At 73.2% G+C, this 19,556-nt stretch carries 14 protein-coding genes; 9 read left to right on the top strand and 5 right to left on the bottom strand.

The features are described from left to right. Nucleotides 1–225: 225 nt before the first annotated feature. On the bottom strand, nt 226–3,498 hold the full coding sequence (locus ACFXJ5_RS00155; RefSeq protein ID WP_384624627.1) for an ATP-dependent helicase: 3,273 nt from the start codon (nt 3,496–3,498) through the stop codon (nt 226–228). Between the two features lie 135 nt (nt 3,499–3,633). Continuing rightward, nucleotides 3,634–3,972 (bottom strand): MGMT family protein, encoded by a 339-nt coding sequence (locus tag ACFXJ5_RS00150; RefSeq protein ID WP_384624624.1) that lies wholly within the window; start codon nt 3,970–3,972, stop codon nt 3,634–3,636. A gap of 235 nt (nt 3,973–4,207) precedes the next feature. Here ACFXJ5_RS00150 and ACFXJ5_RS00145 point away from each other — a divergent pair, with 235 nt between their 5' ends. The 4 genes from ACFXJ5_RS00145 (at nt 4,208) to nudC (ending at nt 12,839) form a co-directional block, all read left to right on the top strand. Beyond that, nucleotides 4,208–6,961 (top strand): flippase-like domain-containing protein, encoded by a 2,754-nt coding sequence (locus ACFXJ5_RS00145; protein ID WP_384624621.1) that lies wholly within the window; start codon nt 4,208–4,210, stop codon nt 6,959–6,961. A gap of 53 nt (nt 6,962–7,014) precedes the next feature. After that, on the top strand, nt 7,015–10,365 hold the full coding sequence (locus tag ACFXJ5_RS00140) for a UvrD-helicase domain-containing protein (protein ID WP_384624618.1): 3,351 nt from the start codon (nt 7,015–7,017) through the stop codon (nt 10,363–10,365). Between the two features lie 63 nt (nt 10,366–10,428). Then, on the top strand, nt 10,429–11,859 hold the full coding sequence (locus ACFXJ5_RS00135) for a dipeptidase (protein WP_384624615.1): 1,431 nt from the start codon (nt 10,429–10,431) through the stop codon (nt 11,857–11,859). Nucleotides 11,860–11,882: 23 nt separating this feature from the next. After that, nucleotides 11,883–12,839 carry an NAD(+) diphosphatase gene (gene nudC / locus ACFXJ5_RS00130; RefSeq protein ID WP_384626476.1) on the top strand — a complete coding sequence of 319 codons (957 nt, stop codon included), beginning with the start codon at nt 11,883–11,885 and terminating at the stop codon, nt 12,837–12,839. 25 nt (nt 12,840–12,864) lie between these two features. On the opposite strand, the gene ACFXJ5_RS00125 is transcribed toward nudC, so the two are convergent. Continuing rightward, nucleotides 12,865–13,107 (bottom strand): mycoredoxin, encoded by a 243-nt coding sequence (locus tag ACFXJ5_RS00125; RefSeq protein ID WP_127359751.1) that lies wholly within the window; start codon nt 13,105–13,107, stop codon nt 12,865–12,867. Nucleotides 13,108–13,272: 165 nt separating this feature from the next. Between ACFXJ5_RS00125 and ACFXJ5_RS00120 the strand changes: the two genes are divergently transcribed. From ACFXJ5_RS00120 to ACFXJ5_RS00100, 5 genes are all read left to right on the top strand, one after another. Continuing rightward, on the top strand, nt 13,273–15,459 hold the full coding sequence (locus ACFXJ5_RS00120) for an ATP-dependent DNA helicase UvrD2 (RefSeq protein ID WP_384624611.1): 2,187 nt from the start codon (nt 13,273–13,275) through the stop codon (nt 15,457–15,459). A gap of 130 nt (nt 15,460–15,589) precedes the next feature. Beyond that, on the top strand, nt 15,590–15,913 hold the full coding sequence (locus ACFXJ5_RS00115) for a hypothetical protein (protein ID WP_384624608.1): 324 nt from the start codon (nt 15,590–15,592) through the stop codon (nt 15,911–15,913). A gap of 89 nt (nt 15,914–16,002) precedes the next feature. After that, a complete protein-coding gene (locus ACFXJ5_RS00110; protein ID WP_384624605.1) occupies nt 16,003–16,371 on the top strand; it encodes a WhiB family transcriptional regulator in 369 nt (122 codons plus the stop codon). Beyond that, the gene (locus ACFXJ5_RS00105) at nt 16,368–16,679 is read left to right on the top strand and encodes a hypothetical protein (protein ID WP_384624602.1); all 312 of its coding nucleotides are present in this window, start codon (nt 16,368–16,370) and stop codon (nt 16,677–16,679) included. The genes ACFXJ5_RS00110 and ACFXJ5_RS00105 overlap by 4 nt, the downstream gene beginning before the upstream one ends. A 96-nt stretch (nt 16,680–16,775) precedes the next feature. Continuing rightward, complete coding sequence (locus ACFXJ5_RS00100; protein WP_384624599.1) at nt 16,776–16,982, top strand: hypothetical protein; 207 nt, start codon at nt 16,776–16,778, stop codon at nt 16,980–16,982. A gap of 20 nt (nt 16,983–17,002) precedes the next feature. On the opposite strand, the gene ACFXJ5_RS00095 is transcribed toward ACFXJ5_RS00100, so the two are convergent. Beyond that, nucleotides 17,003–18,379, bottom strand: a complete 1,377-nt coding sequence (locus ACFXJ5_RS00095) for an ABC1 kinase family protein (protein ID WP_384624596.1) — start codon at nt 18,377–18,379, stop codon at nt 17,003–17,005. Between the two features lie 58 nt (nt 18,380–18,437). Further along, nucleotides 18,438–19,550: a TOMM precursor leader peptide-binding protein gene (locus ACFXJ5_RS00090; RefSeq protein WP_459253975.1), complete on the bottom strand. Its 1,113-nt coding sequence runs from the start codon at nt 19,548–19,550 to the stop codon at nt 18,438–18,440. Nucleotides 19,551–19,556: the final 6 nt, after the last annotated feature.

Genomic DNA, 19,556 nt, shown 5'->3' with positions numbered 1-19,556 from the left:
CCGCCGCCGATAGAACTCGACCAGCGGCCGAACCTCATCGACCTGCGCCATCGCCCGCAGCTCGGCCATCCCGTCGGCGATGTGCCCGTAGATCAGGGTCGGGACGGTCGTCCTGCCTGACCGGGGTGCAGACCGTGTAGGTGTTCTGGTCCTCGTTGATCTGCGCGTACATCTTGCGTCCGCGCAGTCCGACCAGCCGCTCGAACGATGGCCAAAGCGGCGCGCTCACTCCACCACGTGCCGGCCTTCCGGGCGGGCGCTGCACGAGGCCTGGAAGGCGCAGTGGGTGCAGTGCTGGCCGGCCGAGGGGGTGAAGCGTTCGTCCAGGACGCGGCCGGCCGCGTCGGCGAGGAGGTCGCCGACCCATTCGCCGTTGAGGGGGTCCTGGGACTGGACGGTGGGGAGGGTGGTGCCGCCGTCGCGTTGGGGGGCGCCGATGCGGAGTTGGACGAGTTCGGCGCCGCCGGGGGTGGGGCGGGTGTCGGCGAAGAGGGAGTCGACGGCGCCTTCGCGGACGGCGAGTTGGTAGACGGCGAGCTGGGGGTGCCGGGCGACCTCGGCGGCGGTGGGCTTGGCGCGGCCGGTCTTGAAGTCGACGACGTAGGCGCGCCCTTCGGCGTCGGTCTCGACGCGGTCCATGCTGCCGCGGATGTGGACCGCGACGTCGCCCGTCTCCAGGGTGACGTCGAAGGGGTGCTCCGACGCGAGCGGTGTCCGGCCGCCACGCTCCATCACATGCCAGCGCAGGAACCGCTCCAGGGCGGCCCGCGCGTTCTCCTTCTCCTGCTGGGACTTCCAGGGGGCGTCGAATACCAGGCCGTCCCACACCGAGTCCAGACGCTCCATCAGTACGTCGAGATCGGCGGCCGTCCGCCCCGACGCGACCTCGTCCGCGAGCACATGGACCACGTTCCCGAACCCCTGGGCCGCCGTGGACGGCGGCTCGGCCTTGGCCTCCCGCCCCAGGAACCACTGCAGGGCGCAGGTGTTGGCGAGCTGGTCCAGGGCGCTGCCCGACAGGGCGACTGGCCGGTCGCGGTCGCGCAGCGGCACCGCCGAGCGGGTCGGCTCGTACAGGCCCCACCAGCGGTCGGGGTGGGCGGCGGGGACGAGCGGGTGGCCGCCGTCCTCAAGGGCGGCGAGCCGGGCCAGCCGCTGGGCGGCGGCGTCCCGCAGGGCGGGGGACGCGGCCGGGTCGACGGTGGTGGCGCGCAGTTCGGCGACGAGGGCGGCGACGGACAGCGGCCGCCGGGGCCGTTGGGTGACGTCGACCGGCTCGACGCCCAGCTCGGTCAGGAAACGCGAGGGCTGGTCGCCGTCGTCGGCGGAGGCCTTGACCGCCGTGACGACAAGCCGCTCACGCGCCCGCGTCGCGGCCACGTAGAACAGCCGGCGCTCCTCCGCGAGCAACGCGCCCGCCGACAGCGGCTCGGCGAGCCCGTCCCGCCCGATCCGGTCGGCCTCCAACAGGGAACCCCGGCGGCGCAGATCGGGCCACAGCCCGTCCTGTACGCCCGCGACCACGACGAGCCGCCACTCCAGGCCCTTCGACCGGTGCGCGGTCATCAGCCGTACGGCGTCCGGCCGCACCGCCCGCCGGGTCAGCACGTCGGCGGCGATGTCCTGGGCGTCCAGCTCCTCGAGGAAGTTGAGGGCGCCGCGGCCGCCCGTACGCTCCTCCGCCCGCGAGGCCGTCTCGAACAGCGCGCACACGGCGTCCAGGTCCCGGTCCGCGTTGCGCCCGGCCGCCCCGCCCCGGGTGGCGGAGCGCTCCAGCCGGCTCGGCCAGGGGGTGCCGTCCCACAGCGCCCAGAGGGCCGCCTCGGCGGTGCCGCCGGCCGCCAGCAGCTCGCGGGCCGTGCGCAGCAGCGTCCCCAGCCGCTGCGCGCCGCGCGCGTACGCCGGGTCGTGGGCCACCAGCCGCTCCGGCTCGGCCAGCGCCTCGGCGATCAGCACGTCGGACGGCCGGGGCACGGCCTGCCCCGCCGCCCGCTCCTCGTCGCGCAGGGCCCGCCCCAGGCGGCGCAGGTCGGCGGCGTCCATCCCGCCCAGCGGTGAGCCGAGCAGCGTGAGCGCCTCCTCGACGGTCACCGCCGCGCCCGCCTCCCGCGCGCACACCCGCATGGCGAGCAGCAGCGGCGCCACCGCCGGCTCCTCCCGCAGCGGCAGGTCGTCGCCGTCCACCTCGACCGGTACGCCCGCCGAGGTGAGCGCCCGCCGCAGCCCGGGGATCGAGCGCGCCCCGGCCCGCAGCAGCACGGCCATGTCCCGCCACGGGACGCCGTCCTCCAGATGCGCGCGGCGCAACAGGTCGGCGATGCCGTCGAGTTCGGCGCCGGGGGAGGGATACGTACGTACCGACAGGGCACCCCCGTCCCGTACCGGAGAGAGCTCACGGTGGGCGCGGACGGCGGCGCTGGGAAGCCGGGTGAGCGGCATCCGGGCGGTCAGGAGGCGGGTGGCGGCCAGCAGCCGGGCGCCGGAGCGGCGGGAGACGGTGAGGACGCGGACGGGGGCGGGGCGGCCGTCGCGGCAGGGGAAGGCGTCCGGGAAGTCGAGGATGCCGTTCACGTCGGAGCCGCGGAAGGCGTAGATGGACTGGTCGGGATCGCCGAAGGCGACGAGCGTGCGGCCGCCGCCCGCGAGCGCCCGGAGCAGCCGGACCTGGGCCGGGTCGGTGTCCTGGTACTCGTCGACGAAGACCGCCTCGTACCGTCCGGCCAGCAGGCCCGCGACCTCGTCCCCCTCGGCGAGCAGCACCGCGCGGTGCACCAGCTCGGCGTAGTCCACCAGGCCCTGCAGATCCAGGACGTCCAGATACTCGGCGAGGAAGTCCGCCGCCGCCGCCCAGTCGGGCCGGCCCGCCCGCGCCGCGAAGGCGGCCAGCGCCTCAGGACCCAGCCCCAGCTCACGGCTGCGGGCCAGCACCGCCCGCACCTCGTCGGCGAAGCCACGCGTGGTGAGCGCGGCCCGCAGGTCGTCGGGCCAGCGGACCTCGGCGCGCCCCTCGCGCTCCAGCTCGGCCTGCCCGGCCAGCAGCTCCCGTACGAAGAGGTCCTGCTCGGGTCCTGACATCAGGCGCAGCGGGTCGGCGAACAGCTCGGGGTGCTGGTGGGCCCGGACCAGGGCATAGCAGAAGGAGTGGAAGGTGGTGGCGGTCGGCACCACGGCGGCAGCGGCGCCGGCACCGCCCATCCGGGCCGCCATCCGGTCCCGCAGCTCGATGGCTGCCTTGCGGCTGAAGGTGATGACGAGGATGCGCTCCGGATCGGTGCCGCGCCGGACCCGCTCGGCGACCGCCTCGACGAGCGTCGTGGTCTTGCCGGTGCCGGGGCCGGCCAGGACGAGCAGCGGACCGCCGGAGTGCTCAACCACCGCGCGCTGGGATGCGTCCAGGACAGGGGGCGCCACCGGTGCGGGGGCGGTCCGTAGCAGCCGGTAGCCGCCGGCCGGCGCACGTGTCCCCCGGGCCGTCTGCCGAGTGGAGGAGGTGGTCACGTGTTTCGCCGGTTCTGTGGGTACTCGTACGTTACGGCTGTGCGGCCGGTTGCCGACGGTACTCCGTACGGACGGCCCACCGCATGGACCGGGTCAGGATGGCGGAAGCTGGATGGTGTGAGGGTCGCCCGGTCGTCAGTCCCCGTCCCAGCGGGCCCGCCGCATGTCGAGGCGCGGTATGTGCCCCTCGGCGGCGCGCGAGGCCTCACGCATCGGCGTACCCTCCTCCCGGTAGTGGCCCAGGGCCTCCAGCTCATGGCCCGGCAGGATGCCGCCGTCGGCCCGCACCACGCGCCACCACGGCACCGCCCCGCCGTACAGCGCCATGACCCGGCCGACCTGCCGGGGCCCGCCGGCCCCGAGCCATTCGGCCACATCCCCGTACGTCATCACCTTGCCGGCCGGGATCCGCTCGGTGACGGCGAGCACCCGCTCGGCATACTCCGGCACTTCCGGCAGTTCGTCCTCGCTCACCCCTCACATCCTGCCGCAGCCCACCGACAACGGGCGTCCGAACCGGCGCGTGCGATGGGGCACGAAACCACCAATTGCCCCCTCGTGCGCCCACGCGCGTACGGCTCGTGCCACCATCTTCCGGGCGGTGACTGTGATACGAGATCAAAAAGCGACATCCGGTGAGCACGACGCGGCGGCGAACGAAGCCACCCGCGCGCTCCCGCCTGTCCAGGCGTCCGCGGGGGACGGCCCCGTGAGCGGCGACCACGACTCCGCGCCGGAGAGCGGCACGGGCGGCACCGACCCCGAGCCGGCCGAGCCGCCGCAGGCCGCCACCGGCGACGCCCGGCCCGGCGAGGACGGCGAGCCCGAAGCGCCCCCGGCCGAAGACCCCGCCGGGAAGGCGGCAGCGTGCCCGGAGGAGCCGGTGGGCACCCCGCGCCCCGACCCCGTAGCCCGCGACGAGCCGCTGCTGGCCGCCCGCGTGCACCGGCCGGTCGACCTGATGCGGTTCCTGCTCGGGATGCTGGGCATCGCCGTGGTGCTCGGCATCGCGGGCTTCGCGCACGCCACGACGTCCGGCGTCGAGCAGGACATCGCGGACGGCGCGACGCACGCCCCGCAGGCGCTGATCGCGTTCGCCGGATTCACGGCGAGCATCGCGGTGCTGATCGTGCCGGTGGCCTTCGCGATCGAGCGGCTGATCAAGCGGGACGGCCTGCGGATCGCGGACGGCGTCCTCGCGGCCGTCCTCGCCCACGGCGTCTCGCTCGCCACCGACCTCTGGGTCTCCGACGCCGCCCCCGCCGCCATCCGCGACGCGCTCACCCGGGACGCGCCGAGCGGCGGCATCACCGACCCCGTGCACGGCTACCTCGCGCCGGTCATCGCCTACATGACGGCCGTCGGCATGGCCCGCCGGCCGCGCTGGCGGGTGGGGCTGTGGTGCGTCCTGGTCCTGGACGCCTTCGCCGTCCTGGTCGGCGGCTACACGACACCCTTCTCGATCATCACGACCGTACTGATCGGCTGGACGGTCGCGTACGGAACGCTCTACGCGGTCGGTTCGCCGAACGTCCGCCCCACCGGCCAGAACCTCCTCGCCGGCCTGCGCCGCGTCGGCTTCGCACCGCTGACCGCCGTCCGCACCGAGGAGGAGTTCCCCGAGTCGCCCGACTCCGAGCGCGGCCGCCGCTACCTGGTCACCCTCGAGAGCGGTCCGCCGCTCGACGTGACGGTGGTCGACCGCGAGCAGCAGGCGCACGGCTTCTTCTACCGCGTATGGCGCCGCCTGGCGCTGCGCGGCATCACCCAGCGGCGCAGCCTGCAGTCGCTGCGCCAGGCCCTGGAGCAGGAGGCGCTGCTCGCGTACGCGGCCATCGCCGCAGGCGCCAACGCCCCCAAGCTGATCGCCACCTCCGAGCTCGGCCCGGACGCGGTGATGCTGGTCTACGAGCACATCGGCGGCCACCCGTTCGACGCCCTGCCGGACGACGCGGTCAGCGACAACCTGCTGCTCGGCGCCTGGGAACAAGTGCGGGCCCTGCAGTCGCGGCGGATCGCACACCGCAGGCTGATCGGCGAATCGCTCCTGGTGGATCGTTCCGGCAAGGTCTTCCTGACCGACCTGCGGGGCGGTGAGATCGCCGCCGGCGACATCGTCCTGCGGATGGACATCGCCCAGCTGCTGGCCACGCTGGCACTGCGCGTCGGCCCCGAGCGCGCGGTCGCCTCGGGCGTGGCCGTACTCGGCCCGGACATCGTCGCGGACTCGCTGCCGCTGCTCCAGCCGATCGCCCTGAGCCGTACGACCCGGGCCATGCTCAAACAGCTCGCCCGCGAGCGGGCTCAGCGCGAGCGCGAGGCGGTGCTCGCCGCGACCAAGGCCGGTAAGGCGGCCACGGAGGACGCGGAGACACCGGACGCCGCCAAGGACGGAAAGGACGAGAAGGCCGAGAAACGGGCCGAACGCAAGGCGATCGAAGCGGCGCTGGAGGAGGCCCGCGAGGAGGACCTGCTCTCCCGGATCCGTCAGGAGATGCTGCTGATCCGCCCACAGGCCCCGGTCGAGCCGGTCCGCCTGGAGCGCATCAAACCGCGCACGCTGATCACCTTCATCGCCGGCGCCATCGCCGTCTACTACCTGCTGTCCCAGATCAGCCGCGTTCCCCTCACCGACGCCATCGCCGAGGCCAAGTGGGGCTGGGCGGCCATCGCGCTGCTCGCCTCCGCGCTCAGCTATGTGGCCGCCGCCTGCTCGCTCGCCGGCTTCGTGCCCGAGCGGCTCTCGCTGGTCAAGACGGTGATGGCACAGGTCGCCGGGTCGTTCGTGAAGCTCGTCGCCCCGGCGGCGGTCGGCGGCGTCGCGCTCAACACCCGCTATCTGCAGAAGGCCGGCGTACGTCCCGGGCTCGCGGTCGCCAGTGTCGGCGCCTCGCAGCTGGTCTCGCTCGGCTCGCACATCAGCCTGCTGCTGGTCTTCGGCTACATCACCGGCACCGAGAAGACCCCGTCGCTGTCGCCGTCCCGGACCGTCATGGCCGGGCTGCTGACGGCCGGTGTCCTGGTGCTGGTCGTCACCGCGATCCCGGCGCTGCGCCACTTCGTGTCGACGCGGGTGCGGTCGCTGTTCGCGGGCGTCATCCCGCGCATGCTGGACGTCCTCCAGCGCCCGGCCAAGATCGTCACCGGCGTCGGTGGCACCCTGGCCCTCACCTTCGTCAACGTCATCTGCCTCGACGCGTGCGTACGCGCCTTCGGCGGTCACCTCAGCTACGCCAGCGTGGCCGTGGTCTACCTCACCGCCAACGCGGTCGGCTCCGCCGTGCCCACCCCCGGCGGCGTCGGCGCGATCGAGGCCGCGACCACCGCCGCGCTCGTGCTGGCCGGGCTGGGCAACGACGTCGCGACGCCGGCGGTGCTGCTCTTCCGGCTGCTGACCTTCTGGCTGCCGGTGCTGCCGGGATGGCTGTCCTTCACCCACCTCACACGCAAGGGCGAACTGTAGCTTCCGTACCTTTCGTGCCACCGGTGTCGGACCCGCCCGATAGCCTCACACGCGTGGCACCACGCATCACCGACCCCGAGCAGCTCAAGGAGCTGCTCGGCATCCCCTTCACCCCGGAGCAGCTGGCCTGCGTCACCGCACCGCTCGCCCCGCAGGTGATCGTGGCCGGAGCCGGCTCCGGGAAGACGACGGTGATGGCGGCCCGGGTCGTCTGGCTGGTCGGCACCGGGCAGGTCGCGCCGGACCGCGTACTCGGGCTGACGTTCACCAACAAGGCGGCCGGCGAGCTGGCGGAGCGCGTACGCAGGGCACTGCTCAAGGCCGGCGTCACCGACCCCGACCCGGCCGACCTTGCCCCTGCCGAGCACCCGCCGGGGGAGCCGCAGATCTCCACCTATCACGCCTTCGCGGGACAGCTGCTGAAGGAGCACGGCCTGCGGATCGGGCTGGAGCCCACCTCCCGCCTGCTCGCCGACGCCACCCGCTACCAGCTCGCCGCCCGCGTGCTGAAAGCCGCCCCCGGACCCTTCCCCGCCCTCACCAAGGGCATCTCGACGCTGGTCAGCGACCTGCTCGCGCTGGAGGGCGAGCTCGCCGAGCACCTGGTGCCGCTGGACCGGCTGCGTACGTACGACGAGGAGCTGGCCGGCCGCCTGGGGACCATCGACCCCTCCAAGCGCGGCTTCGCCTGGGCCAAGGACGTGCAGACCGCGATACGCGCCCGGCTGGACCTCGCCGGGCTGGCGGCCGCGTACCGGGAGCAGAAGCGCCGCCGCGACCTGCTGGACTTCGGCGACCAGATCGCCCTGTCGGCGACCCTCGCCGGGACCAGGCCCGAGGTCGGGGGGATGCTGCGCGAGCAGTACGGGGTCGTGCTGCTGGACGAGTACCAGGACACCTCGGTCGCGCAGCGGCTGCTGCTGGCCGGGCTCTTCGGCGGCGGGACCGGCCACCCGGTGACGGCCGTGGGCGACCCGTGCCAGGCGATCTACGGCTGGCGGGGCGCCTCCGTGGCCAACCTCGACGACTTCCCGGCGCACTTTCCCGAGGCGGACGGCGGCCCGGCCGCCCGCTTCTCGCTGTCCGAGAACCGGCGCAGCGGCGGCCGGCTGCTCGACCTGGCCAACGGGCTCGCGGCCGAGCTGCGTGAGCGCCACGAGGGCGTCGAGGCACTGGGGGCCGCCCCGGGGGCGGAGCAGGACGGCCTGGTGCGGTGCGCGCTGCTGCCCACGCAAGGCGACGAGGTGGCCTGGCTCACCGACTCGATCGCCCATCTCGTACGGACCGGGACCGAGCCCGGCGAGATCGCGGTGCTGTGCCGTACGACCTCCCACTTCGCCGACATCCACGCTGCGCTGGTCGAGCGGGACGTGCCGGTCGAGGTCGTCGGCCTGTCCGGGCTGCTGCACCTCCCCGAGGTCGCCGACCTGGTCGCCGTCTGCGAGGTGCTGCACGACCCGACGGCCAACGCCGCCCTCGTACGGCTGCTCACCGGGCCGCGCTGGCGCATCGGCGCGCGGGACCTGGCGCTGCTGGGGCGGCGGGCGAGGCTGCTCGTGCCGGGCCGGGGAGACCCAGGGGAGGCAGCGGACCGGCTCGCGGCGGCCGTGGAGGGCATCGACCCGGCAGAGGTGATCTCGCTTGCCGACGCCCTGGAGACCTTCGTCGAGGCCGACCCGGGGGACAAGCTGCCTTTCTCCCCCGAGGCCCGGGTCCGCTTCGCCCGCCTCGCCACGGAGATACGGGACCTGCGGCGGGCGCTTGCCGATCCGCTCATGGACGTACTGCACCGGGTGCTGGCCGTCACCGGGCTCGAGGTCGAGCTGTCCGCGTCCCCGCACGCGCTGGCCGCCCGGCGCCGCGAGACACTCAACGCCTTCCTCGACATCGCCGCCGGCTTCGCCTCCCTGGACGGCGACGCCACGCTGCTCGCCTTCCTGGGCTTCCTGCGCACGGCCGCGCAGTACGAGAAGGGCCTCGACAGCTCCCTGCCCGGCGGCGAGAACACGGTGAAGGTGCTCACCGCCCACAAGTCCAAGGGCCTGGAATGGGACGTCGTCGCCGTCCCCGGCCTCGTACGCAAGGGCTTCCCGAGCGAACGCGGGCGCGAGCTGTGGACCACCAACGCCAAGGTGCTGCCGCACGAGCTGCGGGGCGACGCCGCCACCCTGCCGGACGTGGCGGAGTGGTCCAGGGCCGGTCTGGACGGCTTCCGCGAGGCCATGGCCGAGCACAACCGCGTCGAGGAACTGCGGCTCGGCTACGTCACCTTCACCCGCCCCCGGTCACTGCTCCTCGGCTCCGGACACTGGTGGGGGCCCACCCAGAAGAAGCCCTTCGGGCCGTCCGCCTTCCTCGACGCCCTGCGCGAGCACTGCGAAGCAGGTCACGGCGAGATCGAGCACTGGGCCGAGCCCCCGGCCGAGGACGACCAGAACCCGTCGCTGGCCGCTGGGCTCGAGCAGGCGTGGCCGCTGCCGCTGGATCCCGTCGCCCTGGAATGGCGGCGCACGGCCGCCAAGACGGTGCTCAGCTTCCTGGACTCCCCGGCGTCGGAACCCGCGCATGCCTACGCCGAGGACCCGGACTGGCCCCCGCCGCCGGAGGACGACGAGGAAGCGTTGCCGCCGGACGACGCGGCGGAGTGGGACGACTGGTACGCGGACGTCCCGGCACCGCGGGCGCCCGAGCCGGAGCCCGAGCCGGCACATGCCCTCGTGCCCGAGGAAGCGCGGCTCGTCGCCTCCTGGGACCGCGACCTCGACGCCCTCGCCGGTGAGCTGCGCCGCGCCCGCGCGACCGTACGCGACGTCCCCGTACCGCCCACCCTCACCGCCTCCCAGCTCATGCGCCTCGCCGCCGACCCCGACGGCTTCGCCCGCGAACTGGCCCGCCCCATGCCCCGCCCCCCGCAGCCCGCCGCCCGCCGCGGCACCCGCTTCCACGCCTGGGTCGAATCCCGCTTCGAAGAGCTGCCCCTCCTGACCCCCGAAGAGCTCCCCGGCATCGAAGGCGACGACGAAATCGCCGACGAGCGCGACCTCACCGCCCTCAAAGACGCCTTCCTCCGCACCCCCTACGCCGACCGCACCCCCTACCGCGTCGAAGTCCCCTTCCAGCTCTCCCTCGCCGGCCGCGTCATCCGCGGCCGCATCGACGCCGTCTACCGCACCGGCGACCCCGACTCCTACACCTACGAAATCATCGACTGGAAAACCAACCGCGCCCCCTCCGCCGACCCCCTCCAACTCGCCATCTACCGCCTCGCCTGGGCCGAACACCACCACCTCCCCCTCGACCGCGTCTCCGCCGCCTTCCTCTACGTCCGCACCGGCGAAATCATCCGCCCCGCCGACCTCCCGGACCGGCCGGCACTGGAGCGCCTGCTGCTCGGCGGCGGTTGATCCCCCACCCCCCGCGGCGCCTGCCCAGCCGTGGGCACCCCCGGGCCGGATAGGCTCGGCCGTATGAGCACGACCCCGGACAGCGCCGTCCGTACGTACATCGAGGCCCACAAGGCCGCATTTCTCGACGACTTGGCCGACTGGCTGCGCATCCCGTCCGTCTCGGCCGACCCGGACCGCTCCGCCGACGTACGCCGCAGCGCCGAGTGGCTGGCGGCCGCGCTCACGCGCACTGGCTTTCCGGTCACCGAGATCTGGGACACACTCCCGGCTTCGCCGGGGGGAGCCCCAGGCGCCCCCGCCGTCTACGCGGAGTGGCCTTCCGGGGACCCGGACGCACCCACCGTCCTCGTCTACGGGCACCACGACGTGCAGCCCGCAGACCGGGCGGACGGCTGGGACACGGACCCCTTCGAGCCGGTCGTCCGGGACGGCCGGCTCTACGCGCGCGGCGCCGCCGACGACAAGGGCCAGGTCTTCTTCCACGCGCTCGGCGTCCGCGCCCACCTCGCCGCGACCGGCCGTACGGCCCCCGCGGTCAACCTCAAGCTGCTGATCGAGGGCGAGGAGGAGTCCGGCTCGCCGAACTTCCCGGCCCTCGTCAAGGCCCGCGCCGACCGCCTCGCCTGCGACGCGGTGATCGTCTCCGACACCGGTATGTGGTCCGAGGACACCCCGACCGTCTGCACCGGCATGCGCGGCCTGGCCGACTGCCAGATCGATCTGTACGGCCCGGACCAGGACATCCACTCCGGGTCGTTCGGCGGCGCGGTCCCCAACCCCGCCGCCGAGGCGGCCCGGCTGGTCGCGGGGCTGCACGACGCCGACCAGCGCGTCGCGATCCCCGGGTTCTACGACGGCGTCGTCGAGCTGACGGACCAGGAGCGCGAGCTGTTCGCGGAGTTGCCGTTCGACGAGGCGCGGTGGCTGCGTACCGCCAAGTCGTACGCGGCGAGCGGCGAGGCCGGCCACACCACCCTGGAGCGGATCTGGGCCCGCCCGACGGCCGAGGTGAACGGGATCGGCGGCGGCTACCAGGGCCCGGGCGGCAAGACGATCGTGCCGGCGTCCGCGCAGCTGAAGCTGAGCTTCCGGCTGGTGGCCGGGCAGGACACGGACCGGATCCAGCGGCTGGTCAGGGACTGGGTGGCCGACCGCCTCCCGGCGGGCATCCGGCACGAGATCACCTTCTGGGGCGCGACCCGCCCGTGCCTGACGCCGCTGGACCACCCGGCGCTGCAGTCCGTGGTGCGGGCGATGGGCCGGGCCTTCGGGACCGGGATCAGATTCACCCGTGAGGGTGGTTCGGGTCCCGCGGCCGACCTTCAGGACGTATTGGACGTACCCGTGCTGTTCCTGGGAATTTCGGTGCCGTCCGACGGTTGGCACTCGGTGAACGAGAAGGTCGAACTCGGCCTCCTCCTCAAGGGCGTGGAGACCTCCGCTTACCTGTGGAGCGACCTCGCCGAGACTCGTACGACGGGGAGTTGGTAGCAGACGTGAGCGGGACCAAGGGGATGAACGAGGTGAACGGGACGAACGAGGCCGGACTCGGACTGGACCCGACCGGCCGGCCACTGGCGCTCGCCCATGCGGGCCTGGACCGTGCCGCCCATCACCGCCTCGACGAGGCGTGGCTGGCGGCCGCCTGGAGCCATCCCACCACTCGCGTCTTCGTGGTCTCCGGCGGCCAGGTGCTGGTCGAGGACACCGACGACGGCGGCACACGGCTGGTCATGACGCCGTCCTTCGACGCGCCGCCGACCGAGGCCCACCGCTACTTCCTGGGTATCGACGAGGACGGCGTGCGCTACTTCGCACTCCAGAAGGACACCCTCCCCGGCCGCATCGACGCCGACGAGCGCCCGGCCGGCCTCCGCGAGGTCGGCGGACTCCTGCCGCCCCTGGAGGCCTCGCTCATGGTGCACGCCGTGGCCCTGGAGAACTGGCAGCGCATGCACCGCTTCTGCTCCCGCTGCGGCGAACGCACCGTCATCGCCGCCGCCGGCCACATCCGCCGCTGCCCCGCCTGCGGCGCCGAGCACTACCCGCGTACCGACCCGGCGGTCATCATGCTCGTCACGGACGCCGAGGACCGCGCCCTGCTGGGCCGCCAGGTGCACTGGCCGGAGGGCCGGTTCTCGACCCTCGCGGGCTTTGTCGAGCCGGGCGAGTCCATCGAGCAGGCCGTCGTCCGCGAGGTCGCGGAGGAGGCGGGCGTGACGATCGGCTCGGTCTCGTACGTGGCCAGCCAGCCCTGGCCCTTCCCGTCCAGCCTGATGCTCGGCTTCATGGCCCGCGCGACGTCCTCGGACATCGAGGTCGACGGCGACGAGATCCACGAGGCCCGCTGGTTCTCCCGCGACGACTACCGCAAGGCCATAGAGGCCGGCGACGTGCTCGCCCCGTACGGCATCTCCATCGCGGCGCGGCTCATCGAGCTCTGGTACGGCGAGCCGCTGCCGAGCGCCTGACGGCGCCCGGCGCAGCGGCCGGAAGCTATACGCCGAGCTTCTGCTTGACCTGGGCGAGGGAGGGGTTCGGCAGTGCGGACCCGTCCGGGAAGAGCACGGTCGGGACCAGCTGGTTGCCGTTGTTCACCTGCTCCACGAACTTCGCCGACTCCGGGTCCTGCTCGATGTTGATCTCCTTGTACGCGATGCCCTCGCGCTCCATCTGGCTCTTCAGCCGGCGGCAGTATCCGCACCACGTCGTGCTGTACATCGTCACAGTGCCCGGCATCGGCGTTCGCTCCTCGGAATCGGTCATAAGGCCACTCGGCCAATCGATCCGGAGAACGCTAACCCGGGGCCGCCGCATTCCTCGCAATCCCCGGCGGTGCGACAATCGCACCTCAGCTGTGGATAACTTTCCCGGCAGTCCCGCCGGACCTGGGAGCATGACAGGGTGACCGCACCAACCCACACCCCACTCTTCCCGGAGTTCCCGGACGTCCCCGACTCCGCGGACGCCGTGCTCGAAGGGCTCGACCCGGAGCAGCGCGCCGTCGCGACGGCACTGCGCGGCCCCGTCTGCGTGCTGGCCGGCGCCGGCACCGGCAAGACCCGGGCGATCACACACCGGATCGCGTACGGGGTGCGGGCGGGGATACTCCAGCCCAGCAGTGTGCTGGCGGTCACCTTCACGGCCCGGGCGGCCGGCGAGATGCGCGGACGGCTGCGCCAGCTCGGCGCGGGCGGGGTGCAGGCCCGCACCTTCCACTCCGCTGCCCTGCGCCAGCTCCAGTACTTCTGGCCGCGCGCGATCGGCGGCGACATGCCCCGCCTGGCCGAGCGCAAGGTCCAGCTCGTCGCCGAGGCCGGTGCCCGCTGCCGGATCCGGCTGGATCGCAACGAGCTGCGTGATGTCACCGGCGAGATCGAGTGGTGCAAGGTCACCCAGACCGTCCCGGAGGACTACGCGGCGGCCGCCGCGAAGGCGGGACGTGAAGTGCCCCGCGACCCGGCCGAGATCGCGAAGATCTACACGACGTACGAGCAGCTCAAGCGCGACCGCGGGGTCATCGACTTCGAGGACGTGCTGCTGCTCACGGTCGGCGTGCTCCAAGACCGCGCGGATGTCGCCGACACCATCCGTTCGCAGTACCAGCACTTCGTCGTCGACGAGTACCAGGACGTCAGCCCCCTCCAGCAGCGGCTGCTCGACCTGTGGCTCGGCAACCGGGACAGCATCTGCGTGGTCGGCGACGCCTCCCAGACCATCTACTCCTTCACCGGCGCCACGCCGGACTACCTGCTCGGTTTCCGTACGAAGCACCCGGGCGCGACCGTGGTGAAGCTGGTCCGCGACTACCGCTCGACCCCCCAGGTCGTGCACCTCGCCAACGGGCTCCTCGGGCAGGCGCGTGGCCAGGCCGCCCAGCACCGGCTGGAGCTCGTCTCGCAGCGCGAGACCGGCCCGGAGCCGACCTACACCGAGTACGCCGACGAGCCCGCCGAGGCGGAGGGCACCGCGCGCCGGATCAGGCAGCTGATCGACAGCGGGGTGCGGGCCGGCGAGATCGCGGTGCTCTACCGCATCAACGCCCAGTCCGAGGTCTACGAGCAGGCACTGGCCGACGCCGGGGTGCCCTACCAACTGCGGGGCGCCGAACGGTTCTTCGAGCGGCCCGAGGTCCGGGAGGCGGGGCTGCTGCTGCGCGGCGCGGCGCGGGCGGGCGGCTCGTCCGACCCCGGCCTCGACGACGCCGGGGTGCCGGAGCAGGTCCGGGCGGTGCTCGGCTCGCGCGGCTGGTCCGCGGAGCCGCCGGCCGGGTCGGGCGCGGTGCGGGACCGCTGGGAGTCGCTGGCGGCCCTCGTACGGCTGTCGGAGGACTTCACCCGGGTGCGGCCGGAGGCCAAGCTCGGCGACTTCGTGGCCGAGCTGGACGAGCGGGCGGCCGCCCAGCACGCCCCGAGCGTCGACGGCGTCACGCTGGCCTCGCTGCACTCCGCCAAGGGCCTCGAGTGGGACGCGGTGTTCCTGGTCGGCCTCACCGAGGGCACCATGCCGATCACCTACGCCAAGACCGACGAGCAGGTCGAGGAGGAGCGCCGGCTGCTCTATGTCGGCGTCACCCGGGCCCGGTTCCACCTCTCGCTGTCCTGGGCGCTGTCGCGCTCTCCCGGCGGGCGCGGCGGCCGACGGCCCTCACGCTTCCTGGACGGCCTGCGGCCGGGCTCGGCGGGCCGGGGAGCCGCGGGCAAGCCCGTGGCCGCCAGAGGCGGCGTGGAGCGCGTTCCGGCCGCCCGCAAGAAGCGTGGCCCGGTCTACTGCCGGGTGTGCGGGCGCACCCTGTCCGACGCGGGCGAGATCAAGCTGATGCGGTGTGAGGACTGCCCGTCAGATCTCGACGAGGCCCTGTACGAGCGGCTGCGCGACTGGCGGATGGCGCAGGCGAAGACGATCGGCCAGCCGGCCTACTGCGTCTTCACCGACAAGACCCTGCTCGCGATCGCCGAGGTGAGGCCGGCACAGCCGTCCGAACTGGCTGTTATCGCCGGGGTCGGGGCTCGCAAACTGGACAAGTACGGCGCCGATGTCCTCGCCCTGTGCGCCGGTGAAGAACTTGTTGCGGACGAGGCGGAAAAATAGTTTGCGCCCGGCGCGGAGAGCCCCATAGCCTTTCGATCGTGGTCGCCGCGGCTCTTCCAAGAGCAGCGCAAACCATGATGTACTGAGCACGCACCACCAGCCCTACGAGACGCCGAAGGAGGCGAGCCAAGTGATCACCATCATCGAGAACACCCTCAAAATGACCGATCGCCCGGTCGTCGCCGCCTGCCCGCTCGGTGGCTCGCTCCGTGGCAGCGGTGTGTCCGGTCGCCTTTCCGCTCCCTCCCTGCTGGCTGCCGCCGGCGTCGTTTCCATCCGGGAGCGCAGCGAGCGACCGACTCAGGCACCTGCGGTAACAGCAGTGGCGGCACAGGCCCAGGCCTATGCCTTTGCGGCGATGACCAATGGTGCCGGAAACAACGGAAACCAGAAGACGCAGCACCACCCGAAGTGGGCCTCCCGCGGGCTCGAACCCTGGAGTGATCCGGTCTGATCCACGATCAGACCGGCACCTTCCAGGGCCGCGGAATCCCAGACCGGGATCCGCGGCCCTTCTGTTTTTCCTCCACAGCCGAACAACAGATGAGGAACGAACCGACCGTGCACTCCACCCCGCCTGCACCGTCCGTCCCCGACCCGCAGCTCCCGCCCGACACCCCGGAGGCTCCCTTGCTGCCCCTTTCCGAGCTCGACGACGAGATCGAGCGCCTCGGCGTACCCGTCCCGTGCCGGACGTTCGACCCGGAGGTCTTCTTCGCGGAGTCCCCGGCCGATGTCGAGTACGCCAAGTCGCTGTGCCAGACCTGTCCGGTCCGCGAGGCCTGCCTGGCAGGCGCCAAGGACCGCCGCGAGCCCTGGGGCGTCTGGGGCGGCGAGCTGTTCGTCCAGGGCGTGGTGGTGCCGCGGAAGCGGCCGCGTGGCCGTCCGCGCAAGAACGCGGTCATGGCATGACCCGCCCGGCTCTCGGAACGATCGACCATCCCCTCACGCACGACCCGAAGAAGCAGGACCCGATGAATCCCTCCCTCACCGACATCCCCACCCCGGCGTCCGACGCGATGACCTCGCGTCAGAACAGGAACCTCGAAATGCAACTCATGCCAGAAGCTCTGGCCCGTGCCCATATGCAACAGCGCCTGTACGAGGCCGAGCATGAACGCAGGGCCAACCGACTGCTCAGCGCCCGGCGCCTCCAGCGTCGCGCCGAGCGTGCCTCGCTCCGCGCCCGCCGTGCCCTGGCCCTCGCCGTCATGCAGTAAGAGCGGTAAGGACCGGTAACAAGCAGTAACAAAGCGTTAACGACACAGAATCGCGGGACCGGTCGAAATCGGCCGGTCCCGCGTTATTGTCACGAAGTGGACCAGAAGACTCAGGAAGACCGGGTCGGTACGGACCGACGCACGACCACCACCTGCGCCCGTTGCGGGCTGGTTCAGGACGGCTCACCACCGCTCACCTGGACCTGCTCCGTGGAGAACGGCAGCCGCGTCTACTTCTGCGACGACTGCGCGCGCACCCATCTCCGCAGCATCGAGGGCCGCATCGACTCCGCCTGGTGGTAACCGGCCGTAGCCGGCACCGCTCAGGCCGACTCCCCCCTGGCCTTCGGCACGGGGGACCCCAGCCCGCTCTGCTCCGCGAAGCCGGGCAACCACTCCAGCAGCTCGTCCCGCAGCCGCACCGTCGCCGACAGCTGGCACAGCACGCCGACGGTGCTCAGCGTCACGCGGTGGATCAGCAGATACGACGGCGGCAGGTTCAGCTGCTTGCCCAACTGGTGGGCCGGCGAGCGCGGATCCGCGATCCGCGCCGCCTGCGCCCGCATCCAGCCACGCCCGAAGGGGAACTCGTCGAGCCCCGCCGGCTCGATGATCGGCCGCAGATAGTCCAGTACGGCATCCGGGTCGAGCTCGATCGTCGGCTTGACGAACCCCTCCTGACGCAGCATGGCGTGCACAGCCTCGGCGTCGCCCTCCAGCGCCAGCCGCAGCGCGGTGCCGATCGGCAGCGGTAGCCCGTCCGGCAGCCGGTCGACGGTGCCGAAGTCCAGGACGCCCAGCCGCCAGCCCTCCGGCGGACCGTCGTCGACCAGCAGCCGGAAGTTGCCCGGGTGCGGGTCGGCGTGCAGCAGCCCGGTGCGGGCCGGGCCGGCGAAGAGGAAGTGCGCGAGGAGCTGCCCGGCCCGGTCGCGCAACTCCTGGCTGCCGCCGGAGATCACCTCGGACAGCGGGACCCCGTCCATCCACTCGGTGATCAGCACCTGGTCGGTACGGTGCACCACCTCGGGCACCATCACATCCGGGTCGCCGGCGAACTCGACCGCGTGCACATGCTGGGCCTGCGCCTCGAGCTCGTAGTCCAGCTCCTCGGAGATCCGGTCGCGCAGCTCGGCGATCAGCGGCTTGATGTCCATGCCGGGGATCAGCGGCCCGAACAGCCGGGCCACCCGGCCCAGTTGGTTCAGATCCGACAGCAGGGCGTCCCCGGCCCCCGGGTACTGGACCTTGACCGCGACCTCCCGCCCGTCGTGCCATACCGCGCGGTGCACCTGCCCGATCGAGGCCGCCGCGGCGGGCTTGTCCTCGAACTCGGAGAAGAGGGATCTCCAGTCCGCGCCCAGCCGCTCCTCCAGCACCCCGTGCACCGTGCGGGCCGGCATCGGCGGGGCGGCATCCTGGAGCTTGGTGAGTGCGGCCCGGTAGGGACCCGCGACCTCCTCGGGCAGCGCCGCCTCGAAGACCGACAGGGCCTGGCCGAACTTCATGGCCCCGCCCTTGAGCTCACCCAGGACCTTGAAGAGCTGCTCGGCGGTGCGCTGCTGGAGCTCGGTCGCGACCTCCTCGGCCGGACGCCCGCCGAGCCGCTTGCCGAGTCCCAGGGTCGCCCGCCCGGCGAACCCCAGAGGCAGCGCCGCCAACTTGGCCGTACGGGTCATCGCTTTGCGCGGAAGATCAGACATGCGCCCCCTCTTTCCGGTCGGTCACGACGTCATTGTCCCCCGCCCCTCATGAACCGAGTCACGCAGATGCCCCTCGCGATTCCGCTCGTGGCGCGGTCGGTGCCTGGGAGAAGGCGGCATTGAGCAGGCGAGCGGAGCCGCAGGCGCATCTTTTGTCCCCCGACACCGGCCGTGTCGCCATCGTCATTCGAGCCAGCCCGACCTCCACCCGGGCCCCCGCACTGGCCGGCTCGCCGCCGTCCAGAAAGGCCAGGGCGTGGGCGGCCGCCAGCCCCGCCACCATGGTCGCCAGCGCGATGTCGCAGGCCGGGACCCCGGCGCCGCGCCGCGACCGGAGCTGGGCGAGCACCCGGGGCCACGCGGGGTCGGCGTCGGCGCGTCCCAGGGCCAGGCAGCCCGCGCAGGCCGTGCGGCCCGGCACCACCAGTGGGCCGACCACGCCGGTGCCCTCCATCACCCCCGTATAGAGGTGCGGAATCGCGGCCGCGAGCAACGGGCCGGCCTCGCCCGGGTCGGGCGCGTAGGCGTCCAGGCCGTCGCGCGGCGCGAGCACGACCAGCCCCAGCCGGGCGACGGGGGCGGGCTCGGGACCGACGCGCGGCCCTCGCCGCCCGGGCCCGGCCGCGCGGGGATCCGGCGCCGCCCGCCGGACGGCTCCGCGTGCCGCCGCGTCCCGGCGGTCGCCGATGTGCTCGGCGGGAATGCCGCAGGGCGAGGTGTCCCAGGGCTCGACCCGGCCGCTGTCGCGGACCTCGACCCGGCCGACGCCGGCCGACGAGAGCAGCGCCGCCACCGCGCCCCCGACCCGCCCGGCGCCCACGACCCGCACCCGGGCAGCTCGGCGTTCCCGTATCCGCCCGGCGGCGCCGCCCGGCCCCGGGTGGATCAGCGACAGCGCCGCCAGGTCCGGCCGCAGCCGGTCGAGGGCAGCTGTGCGGTGCCGTATCGACGCGGCCAGTTCGGCGTGGGCGGTCGCGTCGTCCAGCACGCCGCCCCGGGCGAGCAGCCCGAGCAGCCGCCGGGTCTGCGGCGGTTCGATGCCGAGAGCCTCGGCCTCCCGGGCCAGCGGGCCGAGGCCACGTGTGCCGTCGAGCAGGTCGAGGAAGCCGGCCGCGGCTCCGTCCACCGCGTCCAGCACCACCGCGTGGGCCGGATCCACCCCGAATTGCACGCATTG

Source organism: Streptomyces sp. NPDC059373 (genome assembly GCF_042751495.1).
Classification (GTDB): domain Bacteria; phylum Actinomycetota; class Actinomycetes; order Streptomycetales; family Streptomycetaceae; genus Actinacidiphila.
Note: the sequence above shows the minus strand (reverse complement) of the source record. Positions and strands in the feature narration are given on the sequence as shown.